This is a genomic window from Streptomyces sp. NBC_00984, from assembly GCF_045162475.1.
Lineage (GTDB): Bacteria > Actinomycetota > Actinomycetes > Streptomycetales > Streptomycetaceae > Streptomyces.
In genome coordinates, this window is sequence record NZ_CP108735.1 from 497657 (window position 1) to 514411 (window position 16755).

General features: G+C 68.3%; 18 protein-coding genes and 1 pseudogene. 10 read left to right on the forward strand and 9 right to left on the reverse strand.

Annotated features, from left to right (window positions below; translation table 11 throughout):
• The first annotated feature begins 91 nt into the window (after positions 1-91).
• Positions 92-712, forward strand: coding sequence for a hypothetical protein (locus OG520_RS42230; protein ID WP_406016750.1), 621 nt, complete (start codon positions 92-94; stop codon positions 710-712).
• Positions 713-1242: 530 nt separating this feature from the next.
• Here the strand turns inward: OG520_RS42230 and OG520_RS42235 are convergent.
• Both OG520_RS42235 and OG520_RS42240 read right to left on the reverse strand, forming a co-directional pair.
• The gene (locus tag OG520_RS42235) at positions 1243-2484 is read right to left on the reverse strand and encodes a lanthionine synthetase LanC family protein (RefSeq protein ID WP_331748684.1); all 1242 of its coding nucleotides are present in this window, start codon (positions 2482-2484) and stop codon (positions 1243-1245) included.
• A gap of 553 nt (positions 2485-3037) precedes the next feature.
• Entirely contained in the window at positions 3038-3763 is a 726-nt protein-coding gene (locus OG520_RS42240) for a hypothetical protein (RefSeq protein WP_406016751.1), read from the reverse strand.
• A 258-nt stretch (positions 3764-4021) separates the two neighbouring features.
• Here OG520_RS42240 and OG520_RS42245 point away from each other — a divergent pair, with 258 nt between their 5' ends.
• Together OG520_RS42245 and OG520_RS42250 are read left to right on the forward strand one after the other, a co-directional pair.
• On the forward strand, positions 4022-4360 hold the full coding sequence (locus tag OG520_RS42245) for a PadR family transcriptional regulator (protein WP_351267891.1): 339 nt from the start codon (positions 4022-4024) through the stop codon (positions 4358-4360).
• Positions 4357-5310, forward strand: coding sequence for an HAAS signaling domain-containing protein (locus tag OG520_RS42250; protein ID WP_331748690.1), 954 nt, complete (start codon positions 4357-4359; stop codon positions 5308-5310). The genes OG520_RS42245 and OG520_RS42250 overlap by 4 nt, the downstream gene beginning before the upstream one ends.
• Positions 5311-5721: 411 nt before the next feature.
• Here the strand turns inward: OG520_RS42250 and OG520_RS42255 are convergent, their stop codons facing one another.
• Together OG520_RS42255 and OG520_RS42260 are read right to left on the reverse strand one after the other, a co-directional pair.
• A complete protein-coding gene (locus OG520_RS42255) occupies positions 5722-6900 on the reverse strand; it encodes a GDSL-type esterase/lipase family protein (RefSeq protein WP_331748692.1) in 1179 nt (392 codons plus the stop codon).
• Positions 6901-7134: 234 nt separating this feature from the next.
• Positions 7135-7293, reverse strand: a complete 159-nt coding sequence (locus OG520_RS42260; RefSeq protein WP_331748694.1) for a hypothetical protein — start codon at positions 7291-7293, stop codon at positions 7135-7137.
• A 121-nt stretch (positions 7294-7414) separates the two neighbouring features.
• Here OG520_RS42260 and OG520_RS42265 point away from each other — a divergent pair, with 121 nt between their 5' ends.
• The 4 genes from OG520_RS42265 (at position 7415) to OG520_RS42280 (ending at position 11637) form a co-directional block, all read left to right on the forward strand.
• Positions 7415-8521 carry a tyrosine-type recombinase/integrase gene (locus OG520_RS42265; protein WP_331748696.1) on the forward strand — a complete coding sequence of 369 codons (1107 nt, stop codon included), beginning with the start codon at positions 7415-7417 and terminating at the stop codon, positions 8519-8521.
• Positions 8518-10779: a site-specific integrase gene (locus OG520_RS42270; protein WP_331748698.1), complete on the forward strand. Its 2262-nt coding sequence runs from the start codon at positions 8518-8520 to the stop codon at positions 10777-10779. The genes OG520_RS42265 and OG520_RS42270 overlap by 4 nt, the downstream gene beginning before the upstream one ends.
• The gene (locus OG520_RS42275) at positions 10769-11209 is read left to right on the forward strand and encodes a DUF6262 family protein (protein WP_331748700.1); all 441 of its coding nucleotides are present in this window, start codon (positions 10769-10771) and stop codon (positions 11207-11209) included. Before OG520_RS42270 ends, OG520_RS42275 begins: the two co-directional genes overlap by 11 nt.
• Before the next feature lie 209 nt (positions 11210-11418).
• Positions 11419-11637 carry an aminoglycoside phosphotransferase gene (locus OG520_RS42280; protein WP_331748704.1) on the forward strand — a complete coding sequence of 73 codons (219 nt, stop codon included), beginning with the start codon at positions 11419-11421 and terminating at the stop codon, positions 11635-11637.
• Between the two features lie 191 nt (positions 11638-11828).
• On the opposite strand, the gene OG520_RS42285 is transcribed toward OG520_RS42280, so the two are convergent.
• The 4 genes and pseudogenes from OG520_RS42285 to OG520_RS42300 all read right to left on the reverse strand — a co-directional run.
• Positions 11829-12350 (reverse strand): FBP domain-containing protein, encoded by a 522-nt coding sequence (locus OG520_RS42285; RefSeq protein ID WP_331748707.1) that lies wholly within the window; start codon positions 12348-12350, stop codon positions 11829-11831.
• Positions 12351-12465: 115 nt separating this feature from the next.
• On the reverse strand, positions 12466-12897 hold the full coding sequence (locus OG520_RS42290; RefSeq protein WP_331748710.1) for an RNHCP domain-containing protein: 432 nt from the start codon (positions 12895-12897) through the stop codon (positions 12466-12468).
• 21 nt (positions 12898-12918) lie between these two features.
• Positions 12919-13299 carry an RNHCP domain-containing protein gene (locus OG520_RS42295; protein ID WP_331748713.1) on the reverse strand — a complete coding sequence of 127 codons (381 nt, stop codon included), beginning with the start codon at positions 13297-13299 and terminating at the stop codon, positions 12919-12921.
• A gap of 444 nt (positions 13300-13743) precedes the next feature.
• Positions 13744-14361: pseudogene (locus OG520_RS42300) on the reverse strand (Tn3 family transposase); the annotation flags it as partial.
• 50 nt (positions 14362-14411) lie between these two features.
• On the opposite strand from OG520_RS42300, the gene OG520_RS42305 reads away from it, so the two are divergent.
• The 3 genes from OG520_RS42305 to OG520_RS42315 all read left to right on the forward strand — a co-directional run bounded on the left by OG520_RS42305 (position 14412) and on the right by OG520_RS42315 (position 15552).
• Positions 14412-14738 carry a helix-turn-helix transcriptional regulator gene (locus OG520_RS42305; RefSeq protein WP_331748719.1) on the forward strand — a complete coding sequence of 109 codons (327 nt, stop codon included), beginning with the start codon at positions 14412-14414 and terminating at the stop codon, positions 14736-14738.
• Complete coding sequence (locus OG520_RS42310; RefSeq protein WP_331748722.1) at positions 14735-14899, forward strand: hypothetical protein; 165 nt, start codon at positions 14735-14737, stop codon at positions 14897-14899. Before OG520_RS42305 ends, OG520_RS42310 begins: the two co-directional genes overlap by 4 nt.
• A 125-nt stretch (positions 14900-15024) precedes the next feature.
• Complete coding sequence (locus OG520_RS42315; RefSeq protein WP_331748725.1) at positions 15025-15552, forward strand: hypothetical protein; 528 nt, start codon at positions 15025-15027, stop codon at positions 15550-15552.
• A 580-nt stretch (positions 15553-16132) separates the two neighbouring features.
• Here OG520_RS42315 and OG520_RS42320 read toward each other — a convergent pair.
• Positions 16133-16702: a WHG domain-containing protein gene (locus OG520_RS42320; protein WP_331748728.1), complete on the reverse strand. Its 570-nt coding sequence runs from the start codon at positions 16700-16702 to the stop codon at positions 16133-16135.
• Positions 16703-16755: the final 53 nt, after the last annotated feature.

Sequence of the window (16755 nt, forward strand, 5' to 3'; positions counted from 1 at the left end):
CAGCGAGGCCGTGTCCTTGGCTCAGCTTGCGGGTCGGCTTCTGGTTGGCGCTGTGGTCTATGAGCGTGAGCGGGGGAGTTCCTGGGAGGACATGGCCCAGTACCTGGACATGGATGCCCCCGCGGTAGAGGAGCGATTCGCTCCCGAGCTCGGCCGATGGAACGCGGCGTTCGTTGTGCCCTATTGCTTGGACGAGACCGGCCGTAGGCGCATTCCCCAACTGCCAACGGCGGCATACGACCCCGAGAGCGCGTGCAGGCGGCTCGATCTCTGGGCACATTTGCGCCTTACCGTCGAAGACAAGCACGCCGTGAGCGCCGGCCTCCGTGCGGACATCCCGACGGACGACGCAGCTGACCCGACACTGCATGACATCGGCGGATGGATATGGCAGCGGAACCTGGCCGCGTTCCTGGAGTTGCTGTCCCAATATGTCGGCTGTGACTTCGACGAGACCGACTGGGACGCGGTGGCACTCGGCCTTGAAGCAACCGATGACGAGGACCCGGACGACTGGTATGCAGCCGGTAGGTCATACGCTGCTCGACTTCGCATACGCACGAAGCTCTGTCGGAGCGAACGGTCGGTGGAGATCGGCCCGTCGGCGGCGCCCTGCTGTGGCCGCGTGGCACGGACCGAGCTGGTCAGCGGCACCGTGATCCTGTCTCCACTTCACACCATGCCCAGTTGGCGAGGCCATAGGGTGCGCTGATGGAAACGGAGCAATGTCGTACCAGCCGAGTGACGCGATCAGCCCTGTACCCGGTCATCGCCACGGGATGCCTGCTCCTCGCCGTCGCTGCGGGCTGGAGCAGCATGTTGCTCGTCGTCCTTGGACATGTGATTTCCAGTTGGGCAGTGAGCGCAACCCTGCTCCTCGTGTCGCTGGTCCTTATGCGAGTCGCTGCCGCGCGGCACCGGTCGGAGGCTGACCGGACGACATCGCGTCGTGTGACTCCGCCACGATTCATACGTGGCCTGCTGGTGGCCGTGGCCGGACTGGGCAGTGTGTTCGGTGTGAGGAGTGGGCCTGCGCGGCCCTGACTGCCCACCTCTGCACTGACCACGAGTAGGCCACCGAGGGCCGGCGCTGGGGCGCCCTCCGGCGGCACGTGACTGCCAACGGGCTGGATGTCTGTTGCCATGCCGTCGGCTTCGAGGCCGGTAGGCCCGGGTTTGGGGAGGCAAGCGTTCGCCGAACGGTCACGGTGACCGTTCGGCGAACGGAGCTGCTACAGGCTCTCAGGCAGTGGGCAGGTGATCCGGGAAGGGGACCGCGTATCGCGGGTCGCGGTTCGCGGTGATGCGGGCGTGGCGCAGGAGCTCACGGATGATGCCCGCGTTGCCCATGGCCCAGCCGGTGGCGGGGAGGAGGTCGCTGGGCGTTTCACGGTGTTCAACGTTGGACCAGTGGATGCCGTTGGCGTCGGTCGTCGCGCGGGCCGCGAGGTCGGCGACGAGGACGTCGGCGAAGTCGTGGCCGTCGCCGCGTTCGACCTGGCGGTCGCATGCGAGTGCGAGGACGCCGGCGGTGCCGCAGCAGCGGCCGTTGTTGTCCCAGAAGCCGGGGCGGATCCGTCGTGGGATGCCGGAGTTGACGAGTGTGTGCCAGCAGCGGTCGGAGAGGGCGGGCCAGGCGGGATCGTCGGGCAGGATGTGGCTCAGGAGGCGGAACGCCTGGGCGTCGCCGGCCGTGCCGTGGCACCAGCCGTAGCTATGGCGTTCGATCTTCTCGTGTTGCTGTTGCGGGTCGGAGTGCGCGACGAGGAAGCCGTCCGGGCCGGCTTCGTTGCGGGAGACGACGTCGGCGGCGCCGGCCAGTGCGAGGTCGACGAGGTCGGGGCGGTCGGCGGCCCGGCCGACGGCGGCGAGCGCGTAGACGATGCCGAGGGTGCCGTGCGACATGTGGTGCATGCGGGGGACCGCGCCGGTCCGGATCTCCCACTGGACGCCGGCGGTGGTGGGTTCGGCAGTGTGCAGGTAGCGGTTGACGGCCAGTTGGGCGAGGTCGAGGTCGCCGCACTCCAGTGCGGCGAGCGCTATGCCGGCGTTGCCGACAATCAGCTCGAAGCAGTCGTTCCACCCTGCGCCGTCGTAACGGGACCGCAGGATGTCCAGAGCACGGTCGGCGGACGCCCCCGCCACGGTGTCGCCGAGCACGCGGTGCACACCCCGCAGGGCGACGGCCATTCCGGCCAGCCCCGTGTAGAGGCCGCTGTCCTCCCAGTCCTCGACCGCGTCAGCGACGCTGCGGGCACCGCGCAGGGCCGCGTCCGCGTATTGATGGTCGGCGAAGTACCGCCATGCGTCGAGGAGGGTTGGTAACACCCCCGAAGTCCCGCTGTACAGAATCGGCGTGACCTGGTCGTCGGCGAGGGTGTCCGGCCAGGCCGAGCCGTCGGCGACGTCCCGGGCAGCCTTCAGCAGCCACTCCAGGGCTCCGACGGCAAGTGACTCCGCGTCGTTCGGTGCATTAGGGATCATCGTCCCAGCGTTCCACAGAGGTTGGGGTGTGGGAGTTGGTCCCCTTGAGTTCTGTCAGCTCAGGGCTTCGGAGTCCGGCCCGGCTCGGTCGGGAGCGCACGGTGCGCCCGGAGTGCCCGGAGTGCCCGGTGCATGACGTGCAATCCCACGTATCCGTGCACCGGGTGGCGGAAGCCTTCCGCCACCGCTGCCCACGGCGACGAACGTGCGTCCGGGCGGCTGTGGAAACCGCATCACCCGCGCCTGCTCCTCGGTGGTCTCGCGATCCCAGGAAAAGGTCTCCCCGGCCCGCACGGTGCCCTCCATGAACGCCTACATCGCGGGCCAGTCCTCCGTGGTCGCCTCACGCAGAAGCGTGCCCGCCGGTGCTACTCGCGTCAGCGCGCCGGAGGGCCACCGTTCTGGCCGGAGCCCGTCAGGACGTACAGCGGGGTCATCACTTCGGCGGTGACGAGCAGGGCGACGCCGACGTCCGGGTTCGCCGATCCGCACCCGTCCGCCGGCGCGCTGAATCCCGGATATCCGCCGGATGCCAGCCCGCCGATCTTGAGGGTTACACCACAGGGAGCCGTCGCTGCCCCTCCGGAGTGAAGGTGAAGGTCTGGCGGAAGGGTCCCGTTCCGAAGCGCACGGCAAGCAGCAGGGGCTGATTGTGCTCAGGCGGCCATGATTGCCCGGTTCCCGGAGCACTGCCGTTCCCGAGATGGAAGGACACCATCGGTTCCTCCGGGTCCTCAGTCAGGTAGCCGAGGGTCTTGCCATACAAGGGGTTGGTCCCCCCGAACAGCATGGACGGGGAACCGAACTCGTCGACGACGTCCGCCCACACGCGGTCCTCGCCCGCCCATTCGCGGACCGAACCCTGCAAGGCTGCGTATTCGTCGGAGCCCAGCACGCGGTCGGGCTTGAGCCAGCCTCGGCGGTGTGCGAACTCGGCGTACACCGAGGCCATGCCGTACTCGTAGTAGCTGTCCGGGATCAGATCGCGGAACGCGCCCGCGACGCCGATGTCGGACCAGGCGCCGCGCTCTTCCCGGACGCGCTGCTGCTCGGCCAAGGCCTCGGGCCGACACTCCACGAACAGCAGATGATCCACCAGGATGCGCAAGCCCAGTTCGTTCCCGAACATTCCGGGACGACGCAGGGCGAGATTCAACTGACCGACGAGATACACACGTATCTCGTCGGAGGTTGCAAGCGATCGGGAAGTGGGCACCCGACAGTCTCCCGCAAATGCCACCGGATCGCGGTCATGGGCTGCTGCCCGGACATTCTCCATCCGCCCCGATCCAGGTCCGTCGCCCACTCCCGGTTCTCCACCGTTCTCCCTCTGTTCTCCACTGCGTCAGCCAGACCCTTTCGCGCAGCAAAGTCCCCTTCGAGCCCCTGAGTTCGCGCTACGGAGCCACGTGAGCTGCGCGTGCGCCTGGACCGGTCGGCGAGAGTTCGGCGTCACCGCCCCACTGTCCACCGCCATCTCAGCAAAGTCCCCAGGGTGGCGTGACATTAGTGTGTGACGCACAGTATCGTGTCGTGTGTGGGCACCGATGAACTGATTCTCAGCCAGGCCCAGGAGCTACGCCGCGGCACGGTCGTCCTGGCCTGCCTGGCGCTCCTGGAGGAGCCGCAGTACGGCTACGCGCTCCTGGAAACGCTCGGCGATGCCGGGCTCGCCGTCGACGGCAACACCCTCTATCCGCTGCTGCGCCGCCTGGAGAAGCAGGGGTTGCTCATCAGCGAGTGGAACACCGACGAGTCCCGACCGCGCAAGTTCTACCGGGTCAGCCCCGAGGGCGCCCGGGTCCGGACCGGACTGCTGCGCGAGTGGCAGGACCTCGGCGCCTCAATATCACGACTGACCAAGGGGGACCGTTGAGTAGTTTGCATGCGTCCGGCACCGGCACGCTGACCGACCGTTACGTGGTGGAGGTCGTCCGGCGCATCCCGACCGACCAGCGCGGCGACGTGGCCGACGAGCTGCGCGCCACCATCGCCGACACCGTCGAGGCCCGCGGCCCGGCCGACCCGGAGACCGTGGAGCGGGAGGTGCTCACCGAGATGGGCGACCCGATCCGGCTCGCCGCCCGGTACGCGGACCGGCCGCTCGCACTGATCGGCCCCGGGCTCTCCCCGACGTACGTACGGCTCCTCACGGTCCTGCTGTCCACCGTGCTGCCAGTGGTCACCGCCCTGAGCGCGGCGCTCGACATCCTGGACGGCCAGGGAGTCGGCGAAGTGATCGGCGGGGCCGTCGGGGCGGTGCTCACCGTCGGCGCCCAGATGATTGCCTGGCTCACCGTGGTGTTCGCCCTGATCGAGCGGTCCGGCAAGCGGCCCGGCGCGGTCGGCGGAGCCTGGACGCCCGACGACCTGCCCGACCGCGGCGTACCGAAGGAGCGCGGCGCGGCGGTCTACGTCCGGGTGGCGTGGCACGCGCTGCTGATCGCCCTGATCGTCTGGCAGCACACCGCGCAGCCGTACCGGACCGACGGTGGCACACGCCTCGACGTGCTCGACCCGGGCCTGTGGTCGGGGTGGATCTGGCCGATCCTGGCCGGGCTCGTCGGCCTCGTGATACTCGACGCGATCCGGGCGGTGCGGGTGTGGACGCTTTCGCTGGCGGGCTGGAGCGTCGCTGCCGAGGCGGCCTTCGCGCTGCCGCTGGTCTGGGTCCTGCATCGGCAGGAGCTGTTCAACCCGGCCTTCCTGTCCGACGCCAACGGAGGCTGGCAGGCCCCGCAGTCCCTCTACACCGTGGCGGCGCTGGGGGTCCTGGCGGTGAGCGCGGGCGAGGTGGTGAAGCGGTTCCGCGAGGCCCGGGGCTGAGTCCGCGGCGGCTGCTGGAGTTCTGCACGCAGGACGTTGATGTCAGGGGGTGGACTTGTGGGTTCGCGGGTTCTTCGGGGACCCGCGAACCCGCGGGCTCGATCCGCTGTGGGATGCCTGCCGGTGAGTTCCCTCGATCCGAAACCAGCCGAACCTCACTGCACGCGAGGACTTCCGGCATGACTGTGACATCGAGCAGGCCCAGCGGGTAGGCAAGCGCCTCCCGGAGCGGTGGACTTGCCCCGCATCAGTGTGCGTCCACTGACGCCACCACGGATGGTGCCGGCCGCCGCGCGTACGCCGGGTTCGGCGAGCGGCACGGAGGACGGACCAGTGGCAACACCGGCAGCACGCTCCGTGCCGACTCGACAGGCGACGCAGGCCCTCCAGCCCCGGACCGGAGCGATGTGCTCAGCCGGTCTTGGTGGCGAAGGGGCCGCCGTCACCGAACGCGAGCCGCCCGAAGTTCTCGCCGATACGGTGGTGAGCCGCGGGATCGGGGTGGATCTCGTCGGGCAGCGGGAATTCGGCGTAGTCCTTCTTCCCGTACAGGTCACGGCCGTCGAGGTAGTGCAGCTTCGGGTCGTCGGCCGCCCGCTGTTCGACGATCCGGGCGAGTTCGTCACGGATGATGTTGAGCGTCAGGCGCCCGGCGGCGCGTTCAGCCGGATCGCCCATGGCCTTGAACCGCAAGGTCCCGCCGTCGAAGTCGGGCATGAGGGGGCCGGGGGTGTCCTCCTGGACCGGGCACAGGATGGGCGACACGACCAGCAGTGGTGCGGTCGGGTGCCCCTCGCGGATGGTGTCGAGGAATCCGTGCACCGCAGGGCTGAAGGCACGCAGGCGCATCACATCGCTGTTGACGACATTGATGCCGATCTTCAGACTGATCAGGTCCGCGGGGGTGTCCCGCATCGCACGGGCGGTGAACGGGTCGAGCAGCGCGCTGCCGCCGAACCCCATGTTGACCAGCTCCACTTCGCCCCGGGCGGCTGCCAGGGCGGGCCAGATGGCAGTCGGGTGGGTGGCGTTCGAGCCGTGGCTGATGGAGCTGCCGTGGTGCAGCCACACCTTGCGCCCGCGGTCCCGCGCCGGCTCGATGGGGGCATCGGTGCGCAGGGCGATCAGCTCGGTGATCTCTGTATGCGGAAGCCAGATCTCGATGTCCTTGTCATGCGCGGGTAGACCGGTGAACCGGGCGGTGCCGACAGGCCCTTCGGACAGCTCGGAGGACTGGGTGACCATGTCGGTGATCGTGCGCACGTTTCCGCCGGCCACGGTGGCCTGGGCAGCGAGCCGGCCATCGACCAGCAGGTCGTACAGGCCGTCGGGCGGGGCCGGAAAACCTCGGTAGACCCGCTTGGTGGGCAGCGTGTCCAGATCGATGTTCGTGGCCCGGGTGCGGAAAGCCAACCGCACGCCGGAGGGCTGGGCCTCGGCCGTGGCCAGTTGGTTGTCGGGGATCTGCCGCCGAGACCGAGCGGGCAGTCGATGCGGCAGCAGACCGTGTGCGGTCGTTTCCACGTCGAGGTGTCCGCGCAAGATGTCCGCGGTGACGGGTGTGGTGATCCAGTCGTGCTCAGTGTGCATTGCCTCAGCCTTGCTCAAGGTTTTCAGTGTCAGATGATTTGGTGCCCGACATCAGATGGGGTACGGCCGAGATACGGGTCAAAGGGGCAATGAGTCGATCTTGAAGCCGTGACGGGCTGCCGGTTCAGGCCGGACCGTCGGCCGGGTCGTCCTCGGCGAGGATGCGGCAGCAGTGGCGACCGAGGGGCGCTGGCCCTTGTTCTTGCCCGAGGTGATGACCAGCTTCTGGGCGATCTAGGGTACAGGCACACCGTTGGCCCGCAGGTTGCGGGTGTAGTCGGCCATGTCGTCGTCGACGACTTTGGGCGGCCCGCCGTGGCGGCCGCGTTCGCGGGCGGATGCCTGGCCTTCCAGGGACTTCTCGCGGATGTACTCGCGCTCGGACTCCGCCATTATCTTGAGCCGCCCGGAGGGCGTCCTCGATGTTCAGCAAGTGGGCCGGAAGCCCTGTGATCTGCTGCTGTGACGTGGTTATCTCCCGCTCCATCCATGACGTTGATGAAGGGGAGGTGCCATGCTCGTACAGCGTGTCGCGTTGCCGGCGGTCCGGGTGGACTCGTGGACGGTGCTGGGGGACGACGACGTCCCGGTGGAGCCGATCGAGCGCTACCTGGCCTATCTGACGGACGTCGACAGATCGCCGAACACCGTCAGGGCGTACGCCTACGATCTCAAGGACTACTGGACGTTCCTGGCCCGCCGGGGGCTGGACTGGCGTGAGGTCCGCCTGGAGGACCTGGGCGAGTATGTCGTCTGGCTGCAGTTGCCGCCGTCGGGCCGCAAGGGGCATATCGCGGTGCTTCCGTCGGTCGAGCCGCACGTCAGCGCGTCCACCGTCAACCGCAAGTTGTCGGCGCTGTCCGCGTTCTACGCCCACCAGTTGCGCCACGGTGTCGATGTCGGTGATCTGCTGACGACCCTGCAGCCACCCGGTCGCCGGGGCGGCTGGAAGCCGTTCCTGCACCACATCAGCCCCGGTCGGCCCCAGCATCGGCGGACGATCTCGCTGAAGGTCCCGAAGAAGCTGCCGCGTGTGCTTACGGCGGCGGAGATGCAGGCCATCCTGGACGCCTGCGATCACCTGCGTGACCGCTTCCTGTTCGCTCTGCTCCATGAGACCGGGATGCGGATCGGCGAGGCGCTCGGCCTGCGTCATGCCGACGTCGCCGCGGCCGCGCGGGAAGTCGCGGTCGTTCCCCGGAACAACGCCAACCGTGCCAGGTCGAAGTCGCGCGAGCAGAGATCCATCCCGGTCAGCGCCGAACTGCTGCGGCTGTGGAGCGACTACCTGCACGTCGAGTACGGCGATCTCGACAGCGACTACGTGTTCGTGAACCTCTTCGCTGAGCCGCGCGGCCAGGCCTTGTCCTATCCGGCCGTCTACGACCTGGTGCTCCGGCTGCGGCGTCGCACCGGCATCGCCTTCGACCCGCACTGGTGCCGGCACACTGCAGCCACCCGGGCACTGCGTGACGGGGTCCCAATCGAGGTCGTCTCCAAGCTGCTCGGCCATTCCTCGGTCACCACAACTTCGGCGGTTTACGGGCATTTGACCGTCGAGGACGCCCGCAGCGTCCTGGAGAAGGCCGGCTGGTTCCGCGAAACGGAGGTGCAGTGGTGACCACCGTCCCAAGCCCGCACGAGGACCGTCCTCCCCGGCCCGCGGGCCTGCTGGAAAAGCTGACGGCCGCGATCCGCCCCGAGTTCCGGCAAGAGGACCTGGCGTTCGATCCCCGGCACCCGGTCTTCGGCGGCCCGGCCTGCGCTATCGACGAATGTGACCGTCCGGCCCGAAGCAACCGCATGTGCTGGGGACACTCCGTCCGTTGGGCCCACGCGGGAAGGCCCGATCTCGACACGTTCATCGCGACCACGCCGCCCGGATGGACCGGACACCAGCCGCTGGCCGCCTGCGCGGTCGGCGGCTGCCGCTACGGCCTCGACAGCAACGGTCTGTGCCAGCGGCACTGGCGTCAGTGGAAGCGGTCCACGAGTACGGAGATGGAGGCATGGCAGAGCTCCACGGCGCCCTTGCCGCCCCCGTCGCCGCTGCCCGCGATCTGCCGGATCAGCTACTGCGACTTGTGGGTGAGAGGAAACTCGGTGTTCTGCACCGGCCACGACGGCCGCTGGACGGCGCGCGGTCGCCCCGACATCGAGGACTTCGCCGCCTCCTACGAGGAGATCGGCCCCGGCGGCTCCGAGCACATCGACCTGCGCCGACTGCCCGTCCAACTGCGGCTGGAGGTGCAGTACGCGCTGCAGTGCCGCCACGACGAAGCCACCAAGAAGATCAGGCCAGCATGGGCCCAACGCCTGGTCAATGCCCTCGCCGATGCCCAAGTCCGGTCACTTCTGGACGAGCCGGAGGAGTTCTGGAAGACCTTCCGCGGCCCGAGCGGAATCTGGGCCACCGGATGGGGCACCTTCCTTCTCGGCGCCCGCCGGCGTGTTGAGGAGCTCGCCTACGGCCGTGGCTGGGAGGCGGAATACCCCCGCGCCGTCTGGCGGCTGCGCAATCTCGGCATCGTCCACCCGCACACGTCGACCGTCACCTTCGAGAAGATCACCCAGCTCTGGCTGCGGGACCTGGCCAAGCGCTGGGCGCGTTGGCGGCTGTCCGGCGGCATCAACGCCCACACCGTACGCGCCGGAGTCCGCATGGTCGCGCGCTTCTCCGCCTTCCTCCCGGCCGAGGTGACCGGACTCGCCCAGATCGACCGCGCCCTGTTGGAGCGCTACTTGGCCGATCTTCAGGCCGTGATGGGCGGCCGCAGCACACAGAACGCGCACATCAGCAACCTGAACACCTTCCTGCGCACGATCCGGGTGCACCGCTGGGACGAGACGTTGCCGGGCAATGCGGCCTTCGTTCCCGAGGACTACCCCACGCCGCCACCTCTGCTGCCCCGGGCCGTGGCCGAGCACGTCATGGCCCAGCTGGAAGACCCCGCTAACCTCGCTCGCTGGCAGGACCCCGCACGACGGCTGATCACGCTCGTCCTGATGCGCTGCGGGCTGCGCGTCACTGACGCCATCAACCTGCCGCTTGACCCGGTCGTCCATGACGCGGAAGGGGCGCCCTACCTGCGCTACTTCAACCACAAGATGAAGCGCGAGGCGCTGGTTCCCATCGACGAAGAACTTGAGCAGCAGCTCCGTGACCACCAGCGCCGAATCCTGGAAAAACGCCCCGAGGGGGTATCGGTCCTCTTCCCGCGCGCCGACGCGAACCTCCGCGGTGACAGGCCGATCAGCACCTCCGGCTACCGGATCTCGCTGGCCGAGTGGCTCCAACAGTGCGATACCCGCGACGAGTTGGGTCGACCGGCGCACATCACTCCGCATCAGTTCCGGCACACCCTGGGCACCAGGCTGATCAACAAGGACGTCCCGCAGGAAGTCGTCCGTCAGATTCTTGATCACACTTCAGCCCAGATGACCGCCCACTACGCGCGGCTGTCGGACACGACGGTCCGTCGGCACTGGGAGAAGGCGCGCAAGGTCAACGCCCAGGGCGAGACCGTTGCCCTGGACCCGGCCGGCCCTCTCGCGGAGGCGGCCTGGGCGAAGCAGAGGCTCTCCCGGGCTACGCAGGCCCTGCCCAACGGCTACTGCGGATTGCCTGTGGTGCAGTCCTGTCCGCACGCCAACTCGTGTCTGACCTGCCCGGTGTTCATCACGACCGCCGAGTTCCTGCCCCAGCACCGTGAACAGCGTCAGCAGACCCTGCAGATCATCTCCGCGGCCGAAGCCCGTGGACAGAAACGGCTCGTCGAAATGAACCGACAGGTCGCCGACAACCTGGAGAAGATCATCACGTCACTCGAAGACGACGGCCAGCCAGACACCGGAGAGGCGACCGCCGATGCCTCCTGAGCCCAACACCGCACCGCTCGCGGCTGCCGCCCGAAAGCGTCGCGAACTGACACGCGCCAAGGCAATTCAGGCCCTGCGTGAAGTCGACCGCACCGGGGCCCCGGTGTCCTTCGAGGGCGTCGCCCGGCGTGCTGGCATCTCACGTTCCTGGCTCTATGGCCAGCCTGACATCCGAGCCGAGATCGAACGGCTCCGCGACGCGACTCGACATTCTCCCTCGCCGCAGATCCCGGCAGCTGAGCGCTCCTCCGATGCCTCACTGCACGCACGCCTGGAGGCAGCCCTGGAACGGAACCGGCAGCTCACGGAAGAGAACCAGCGTCTGCGTCGGCAGCTCGCTCATGCGCTCGGCGACCAGCGGGCATCCGCCCGCACAGCTCCCGAACCAAGTGCACCGCGTCGCTCTTCAGTAACGATCGGCCCGTGCTGATCGGACCTCGCAGGTGTCACGCGGCCAGGTCGAAGACAGTGTCCTTGACCTGGCCGCCCAGGTCACAGCCCTGCTCGATCGGCGAGCTTGAGATAACGGCCATGCCGGCGAAGAATGCGAAGAGGGCGGCGCCGTGATGGGGGCCGGCCGACCTGGACGTGGCGCACTGCTCCACTGCCCTTGCCGTGCTGCACGGTGTCCCGGCCGGGATGCGGTTTGCGGACCTCTACCTGGCGGACGGCGGGCAGCTGGCCAAGGATCCGGCCGACCACCACTACTGGCGGCTGCTGGCCGCATTGGTGTACGCGCCCAATGTCGACAGGCTCGCTGTCCCCCTGGCCGCACTGGGCCGCACGGAACTCACAGCGGACAAGCTGACCGCCAGGCTGGAGAACTACCTTCAGGCCGTGTTCGAACGCTTCGGGTAAGAGCCAGCAACGACCGGCGCCGCTTCAAAGCAGTCACGGAATGCAGAAGTCACCGGCCCGGCCGGTGGCGGGCGGCTCCCTACGGCGAGCAATAGCAGTGGGCCGATCTCCACGGCGAGACCGGCCCACTGGTGCTTCTGCGGCCCGTCTTCGCAGACCTGGACCTACCTGTGGGCCGTCTCTCGATCACATCATCTGCTGTGTCGCGTGGTTCGTTCGGTGTCCGACACCGAACGAATGAAGGTGATCGTGCGTGAGTGCAAGCCTTCGCGGCGCGACCTGATGATTTCGTCGACCGGGCGATCGAAGGCTTCGCGGACCGGCTTGGAGTGCACTTTCACCGCGCAGTCGAGATCGGTGCACAGGAGAAGACCGACTGAGTTCAGGCGTTCGCGTTTATCGCGTGAGGGGAGTTGAGCGGTGAACAGCGAAACCTCGTTGAACCGGCGGGCGAACCGGCACAGGTCGCACATCATCGCGCGCGAACCGTGCGCTGCGTCGTTTGGGGCCTGCCGCAGCAGTACTCCCAGCGCTTGGTCGTCGGCCTCGGTGACGAGGTAGGCGCGCTTCGGGGCGCGCAGATCTCGCCACCCGAGGTAGTCGATCCGGTGCCACCGGACGTCGTCGAACCAGGCCGGTAGACGGACCTTCTTCTCGGCTGGGTTGAGGTTCACGATCGCGCCGCGCACCTCTTCCCTGGTCATGGGGCGCATGGCTTCTCCTGGGGAGTTGCACAGGGGTGCAACGTGTATCGAGACGGGGGTTGAAGGAATCCTGTGCGTCGCGGCGTCGGCGTCCTGTGACGCGACGCCGCGAGTGGTGTCCGGGTCACGGTGCGAGTTGCATGCGATGGGCGACGCTGGGATCCCGCAGCGGTTTGAGTGCGAGGCGCACCAGGGCCAGTGCGTTGTCGTCACCGGCGATGCGGTTGGCGCTGAGCTCACCGCAGGACAGGCACTGGTGGATGATCATCCACTCGCCGTCGGGCCTGACCGACATGCTCAGTGCTTCCATCCGGCCGCGGCAGTCCGCGGCCCGGTCGCCCGGCACCCGTCGGTCGACGTGCAGGCTGGCCAGGCAGTTCGGGCAGTGATTGCGGTGCGTGGTGCCGGGCGCGTCCAGGGACACGTCCAGACGGCAGCCCGCGCACCGGAAATCGTGTCCCCGGTGTCCTCCCTGGCTGTGCAGGAGGTCCTTGTGCCGCTGCGGCCGCCGTGCGGCCTGTGCACGGCCACGGGGGTTCTTCACTCGTCTCGGCATGGTCGGTCTTCTCCTTCCGGTTCAGAGGTCGCCGAACGCTTCGAGCGGGAAGGGGGGTTGTGCCAGTGGCCGCACGGCCATCCGCATCAAGATGAGCTGGTTGTCGTCGGCGCAGATGGGGTTAGAGGTCAGCTCGTCGCAGCGCACGCAGCGGTGGATGACCATCCAGTCACCGGTGCGCAGCACGGCGATGGAGATCGGTGACATCCGGCCCTGGCAGTCACTGGCGCCGCCCTCGGCATGGTCGAGGACGTGCTGGGAGTGCAGGCACGACGGGCAGTGATTGCGTCGTGTGCCGTCGCCGGAGACGGCGGACACGGTCAGGCCGCACCACGCGCAGGCAAAGGTGCCGGTCAGGCCGGTGTGTGGAGTGCTTGAGAGAGTTTTGTTGGTGCTGGACACCCGGGGTGCTCCTTGCTGGGAAGTCTGTGATGACAGCAAGAGCAGGCCGAGCGGCCTCGACGAAGGCACCCGCCCCATGCGACGCGGCATGCGTGCAAGCGGAGGCAGGGGCTGATTCAGTGCACCGGAGAGTCACGTCCGGCACCGTCCGAGAAGGACGGCAGCAGAAAGATGGACTACTGGCTAGTCGGTGCAGCGAGGCGCGCGCGGCGCGGGCCGGAACACAAAATCTCTTTTCCAGGGCACAGCAGCCCAGAGCAGATCGAAAGAACTCTGCCAGAGTAACAACAGCTACGCGGAGGGGGCCAATGGATTATCGGGCACCGCTCCACCCCCGTGAGCAGCGAAGACGTGTCTCCGGTACTCCGGGCCGGTGCCCCCGGTGACGGCTGTCATTCCGAGGGTGTCCGGTCACGCAATGATGCCGGTCCGAGCGCAGCCGGTTCAGGCGGCCTGGCCGAGGCCGGCGGCGGTGAGGTCCTGCTCGCGCAGCGGAGTGAAGTCGACGTCCAGCTTGGGGTCGTACGCGTCGGGCTGGATGCCGAGTTCGTGGGTGGAGTACTCGCCGAACCGGTTGATGTGCTCGGTCAGGTAAGGCGAGATGTGCGCCAGGTCCTCCGGATCGATCTCCCATCCCTCCTCCAGTAGCTGCCGCACAATCTCCGCGATGTCCAGGGCGTTGTGGAAGATCACCGCGTTCGTGAGCAGCGCATTGAACTTCATCGCCTTCTCCTGCTCGATCGGGTCGTTGTCGGCGATGACGCCCCGGTTGCCGAAGCCGATCCACTGGGAGAACCGGTTGAACGACTCCACCTTGCTGGTCGCCGCCGTCACCCGCCGGCGAAGCGGCGCGTCCGAGAGGTAGCGCAGCAGCTCCACGGTGCGGATCACACGGCCGACCTCGCGGAAGGCAGCGTAGGTGGCGTTCTTCCTCGACCCCGACCGCAGGCGCTTGAGCAACGTGGAGGAGGAGATCGCCCCCTCGCGTACGGAGACGGCCACGCGCATCAGGTGGCGGAACTGGGACTCGATCAGGTCGAAGTCGATTGTGTTCTGCGGCGGGCCCTGGACGCCACCATCGAGGCCGCGCTCAAGCCCGAGAGGAGGGCCCAATGAAACGCCAGGTCAGCTACCAGTGGCGGCTGCGCGAGCGGATGGCCGCCGTAGGGATGTTCACCACCAGCGAGCTCGCCCCACCGCTCGCCGAGCGCGGCATCGACCTCTCCCTCTCCCAGGTCCACCGCCTGGTCACCGGCACCCCCGAGCGGCTGTCGCTGCCGGTGCTGGCCGCGCTCTGCGACATCTTCGAGTGCACCCCGGCCGACCTGATTGCCACCAAGGCGGAGAACGCCACCATCCGCAGGGTCGCCACCGGCGACGCGGTCGTCGACCTGTCGGCGATCCGTCCCAAGCGCGCCCGCATCCGGCCCGAAGGATGAGCCGCACCCGCGTCCGCGCCGAGGTCCTGTTCTGCGCGCGCTGCCGCCGGGCCGTGCGTCTCGGGGCGGCGCACTGGCCCGAGGGCTATCTCTGCCCGCGCTGCTACGACCACGCGCTGGAGACCTACGGGACTGCACCGGCTGCGGCACTGAGCGGCTGACGCCCGGCCTCGCGCCGGACGGCGGCAAGCTCTGCACCGACTGCGCCGGTGGCCTCGGCGACTTCACCTGCGAACGGTGCGGACGAGAGGCCAGGCGCTACCGGCGCGGAGTCTGCGGCCAATGCGTGCTGGCCGAGCGCCTTGGCGAACTCCTTGACGACGGCACCGGCTCCGTCCGGGCCGAACTCCTCCCACTCGTCGACGCCCTGGGGCAGACGCGCCGCCCGAAGGGCGCCCTGACCTGGACCAGCAAGCCCCACGTCCAGCGGAACCTGCGGGCCCTGGCCCGCGGCGAAGTCCCGCTCACCCACGAGGGCCTGAGCCGGCTCACCCCCTGGCGTTCCGTGGCGTACCTGCAGCGGCCGAACACCATGACCGCGACCAATCCGGACGCCCGATGGCTCTTCCCCGGCCGCCGGGCTGGACAGCCCATGACCCCGGAAACTCTGGAACTCCGACTCCGTCACCTGGCCTTCCCGACCCAGCGAGGACGCACCGCGGCGATCCGCCACCTCGTCCTCCAGGCACCCGCTCCGGTGGTCGCCCGGATGCTCGGCTACCACGACGACACCACCGCCCAGCTCGCCGTCGAGGCAGGAGGAACCTGGCGTTACTACGCTCCTGGCGACCACTCACGGTCGCCAGGAGCGTAGTAACGCCGCCCCGCCGCCCCGCCGGACAGTTCGGCGGGGCGATGCGATCACAGTGGAATCGAATGGGCTCAGGCTCGCTCTCGCACCTCGGTGCCGTCGTACGTCCCGCCGACGCAGGTGCCTAGCCCAGGCTCGATCTGCATAACCTGCCCGCCCCCGTCCAAGCACTGTTGCGGGAAGATCCAAGCTTCCGCGTTGGCGAATCCCGCGCTTCCGAGCGTGAGAGCAACGGTCCCGGCGCACAAGGCAACCGCTGTAAGGGCACGACGCATGGGGACATCCTCGGGTCGAATCGGTTGGGCAAACAGCCAATTGGATCCCCGTTCGGTGCCTTGCTTTCGGCATTCCTCCGATGGTGGGCGCGTCACGCTCGCATCCGTCGGTTGCCGAGGAACGACTACCTGGGGTGTGAAACTGGCGACCACTCACGGTCACCAAGAGCACTCAACAGCTGAGGAATACGAGACTCCCGATTACGCGAGGTCGCCAGTGTCGCCCCCCAGATGCTTCGGCGCCCCGACATCAGATGCTTCGACGCCCGGCGCGGGCGACCGCCTCCGGCGGTGCGGCCCTCATCCGGTCAGCGTGCAGCGCGGTTTCGCAGCAGAGTGTCGAGGGAGTCCACGATCCAGGCCCAGGATTCCTGCGCGTCGGGGGCGCTGTGCTCGAAGCCTCCGGCCAGCTCCAGGCTGACGTAGCCGTGGAACACGCTGCCCAGCATCCGGACCGCGTGCGTCTGGTCCGGCTCCGTCAGGTCGTAGCCGCGCAGGATCGCCCGCGTCATCTGTGCGTGCCGCACCCCGGCGCTGGCGGCCGCCGTCTCGGGATCGAGCCTGAGACGGGCGGCGGCGTAGCGACCGGGGTGCTCCCGGGCGTAGTCGCGGTAGGCATCCGCGAAGGCGGCCAGGGCGTCCTTGCCGGCACGTCCGGCCACGGCATCGGCGACCCGGTCGGCGAGTTCCTCCAGCGCGAACAGCGCGATCCTGGTCTTGAGCTCCTGGGAGTTCTTCAGGTGCGAGTACAGACTCGCGACCTTGACGTCGAACCGCCGGGCGAGCGCCGAGACGGTCACGTGATCGAAACCGACCTCATCGGCCAGCTCCGCCCCCGCCAGGGTCAGGCGCTCCGGTGTCAGCCCTACTCGAACCATAATCTTCCTCCGATCTGGCGATAACCATTATGCATTTGCCTAAAGGTTTTAGG

Bases quoted from the DNA above. Each gene is read 5' to 3' on its own strand.
- OG520_RS42240 (WP_406016751.1), bottom strand. From the start codon at position 3,763: ATGGAGAATGTCCGGGCAGCAGCCCATGACCGCGATCCGGTGGCATTT.
- OG520_RS42290 (WP_331748710.1), bottom strand. From the start codon at position 12,897: ATGCCGAGACGAGTGAAGAACCCCCGTGGCCGTGCACAGGCCGCACGG.
- OG520_RS42310 (WP_331748722.1), top strand. From the start codon at position 14,735: ATGAGCCGCACCCGCGTCCGCGCCGAGGTCCTGTTCTGCGCGCGCTGC.
- OG520_RS42255 (WP_331748692.1), bottom strand. From the start codon at position 6,900: ATGCACACTGAGCACGACTGGATCACCACACCCGTCACCGCGGACATC.
- OG520_RS42285 (WP_331748707.1), bottom strand. From the start codon at position 12,350: ATGCGCCCCATGACCAGGGAAGAGGTGCGCGGCGCGATCGTGAACCTC.
- OG520_RS42265 (WP_331748696.1), top strand. From the start codon at position 7,415: ATGCTCGTACAGCGTGTCGCGTTGCCGGCGGTCCGGGTGGACTCGTGG.
- OG520_RS42280 (WP_331748704.1), top strand. From the start codon at position 11,419: ATGCGGTTTGCGGACCTCTACCTGGCGGACGGCGGGCAGCTGGCCAAG.
- OG520_RS42235 (WP_331748684.1), bottom strand. From the start codon at position 2,484: ATGATCCCTAATGCACCGAACGACGCGGAGTCACTTGCCGTCGGAGCC.
- OG520_RS42275 (WP_331748700.1), top strand. From the start codon at position 10,769: ATGCCTCCTGAGCCCAACACCGCACCGCTCGCGGCTGCCGCCCGAAAG.
- OG520_RS42230 (WP_406016750.1), top strand. From the start codon at position 92: ATGGCCCAGTACCTGGACATGGATGCCCCCGCGGTAGAGGAGCGATTC.
- OG520_RS42320 (WP_331748728.1), bottom strand. From the start codon at position 16,702: ATGGTTCGAGTAGGGCTGACACCGGAGCGCCTGACCCTGGCGGGGGCG.
- OG520_RS42305 (WP_331748719.1), top strand. From the start codon at position 14,412: ATGAAACGCCAGGTCAGCTACCAGTGGCGGCTGCGCGAGCGGATGGCC.
- OG520_RS42260 (WP_331748694.1), bottom strand. From the start codon at position 7,293: ATGGCGGAGTCCGAGCGCGAGTACATCCGCGAGAAGTCCCTGGAAGGC.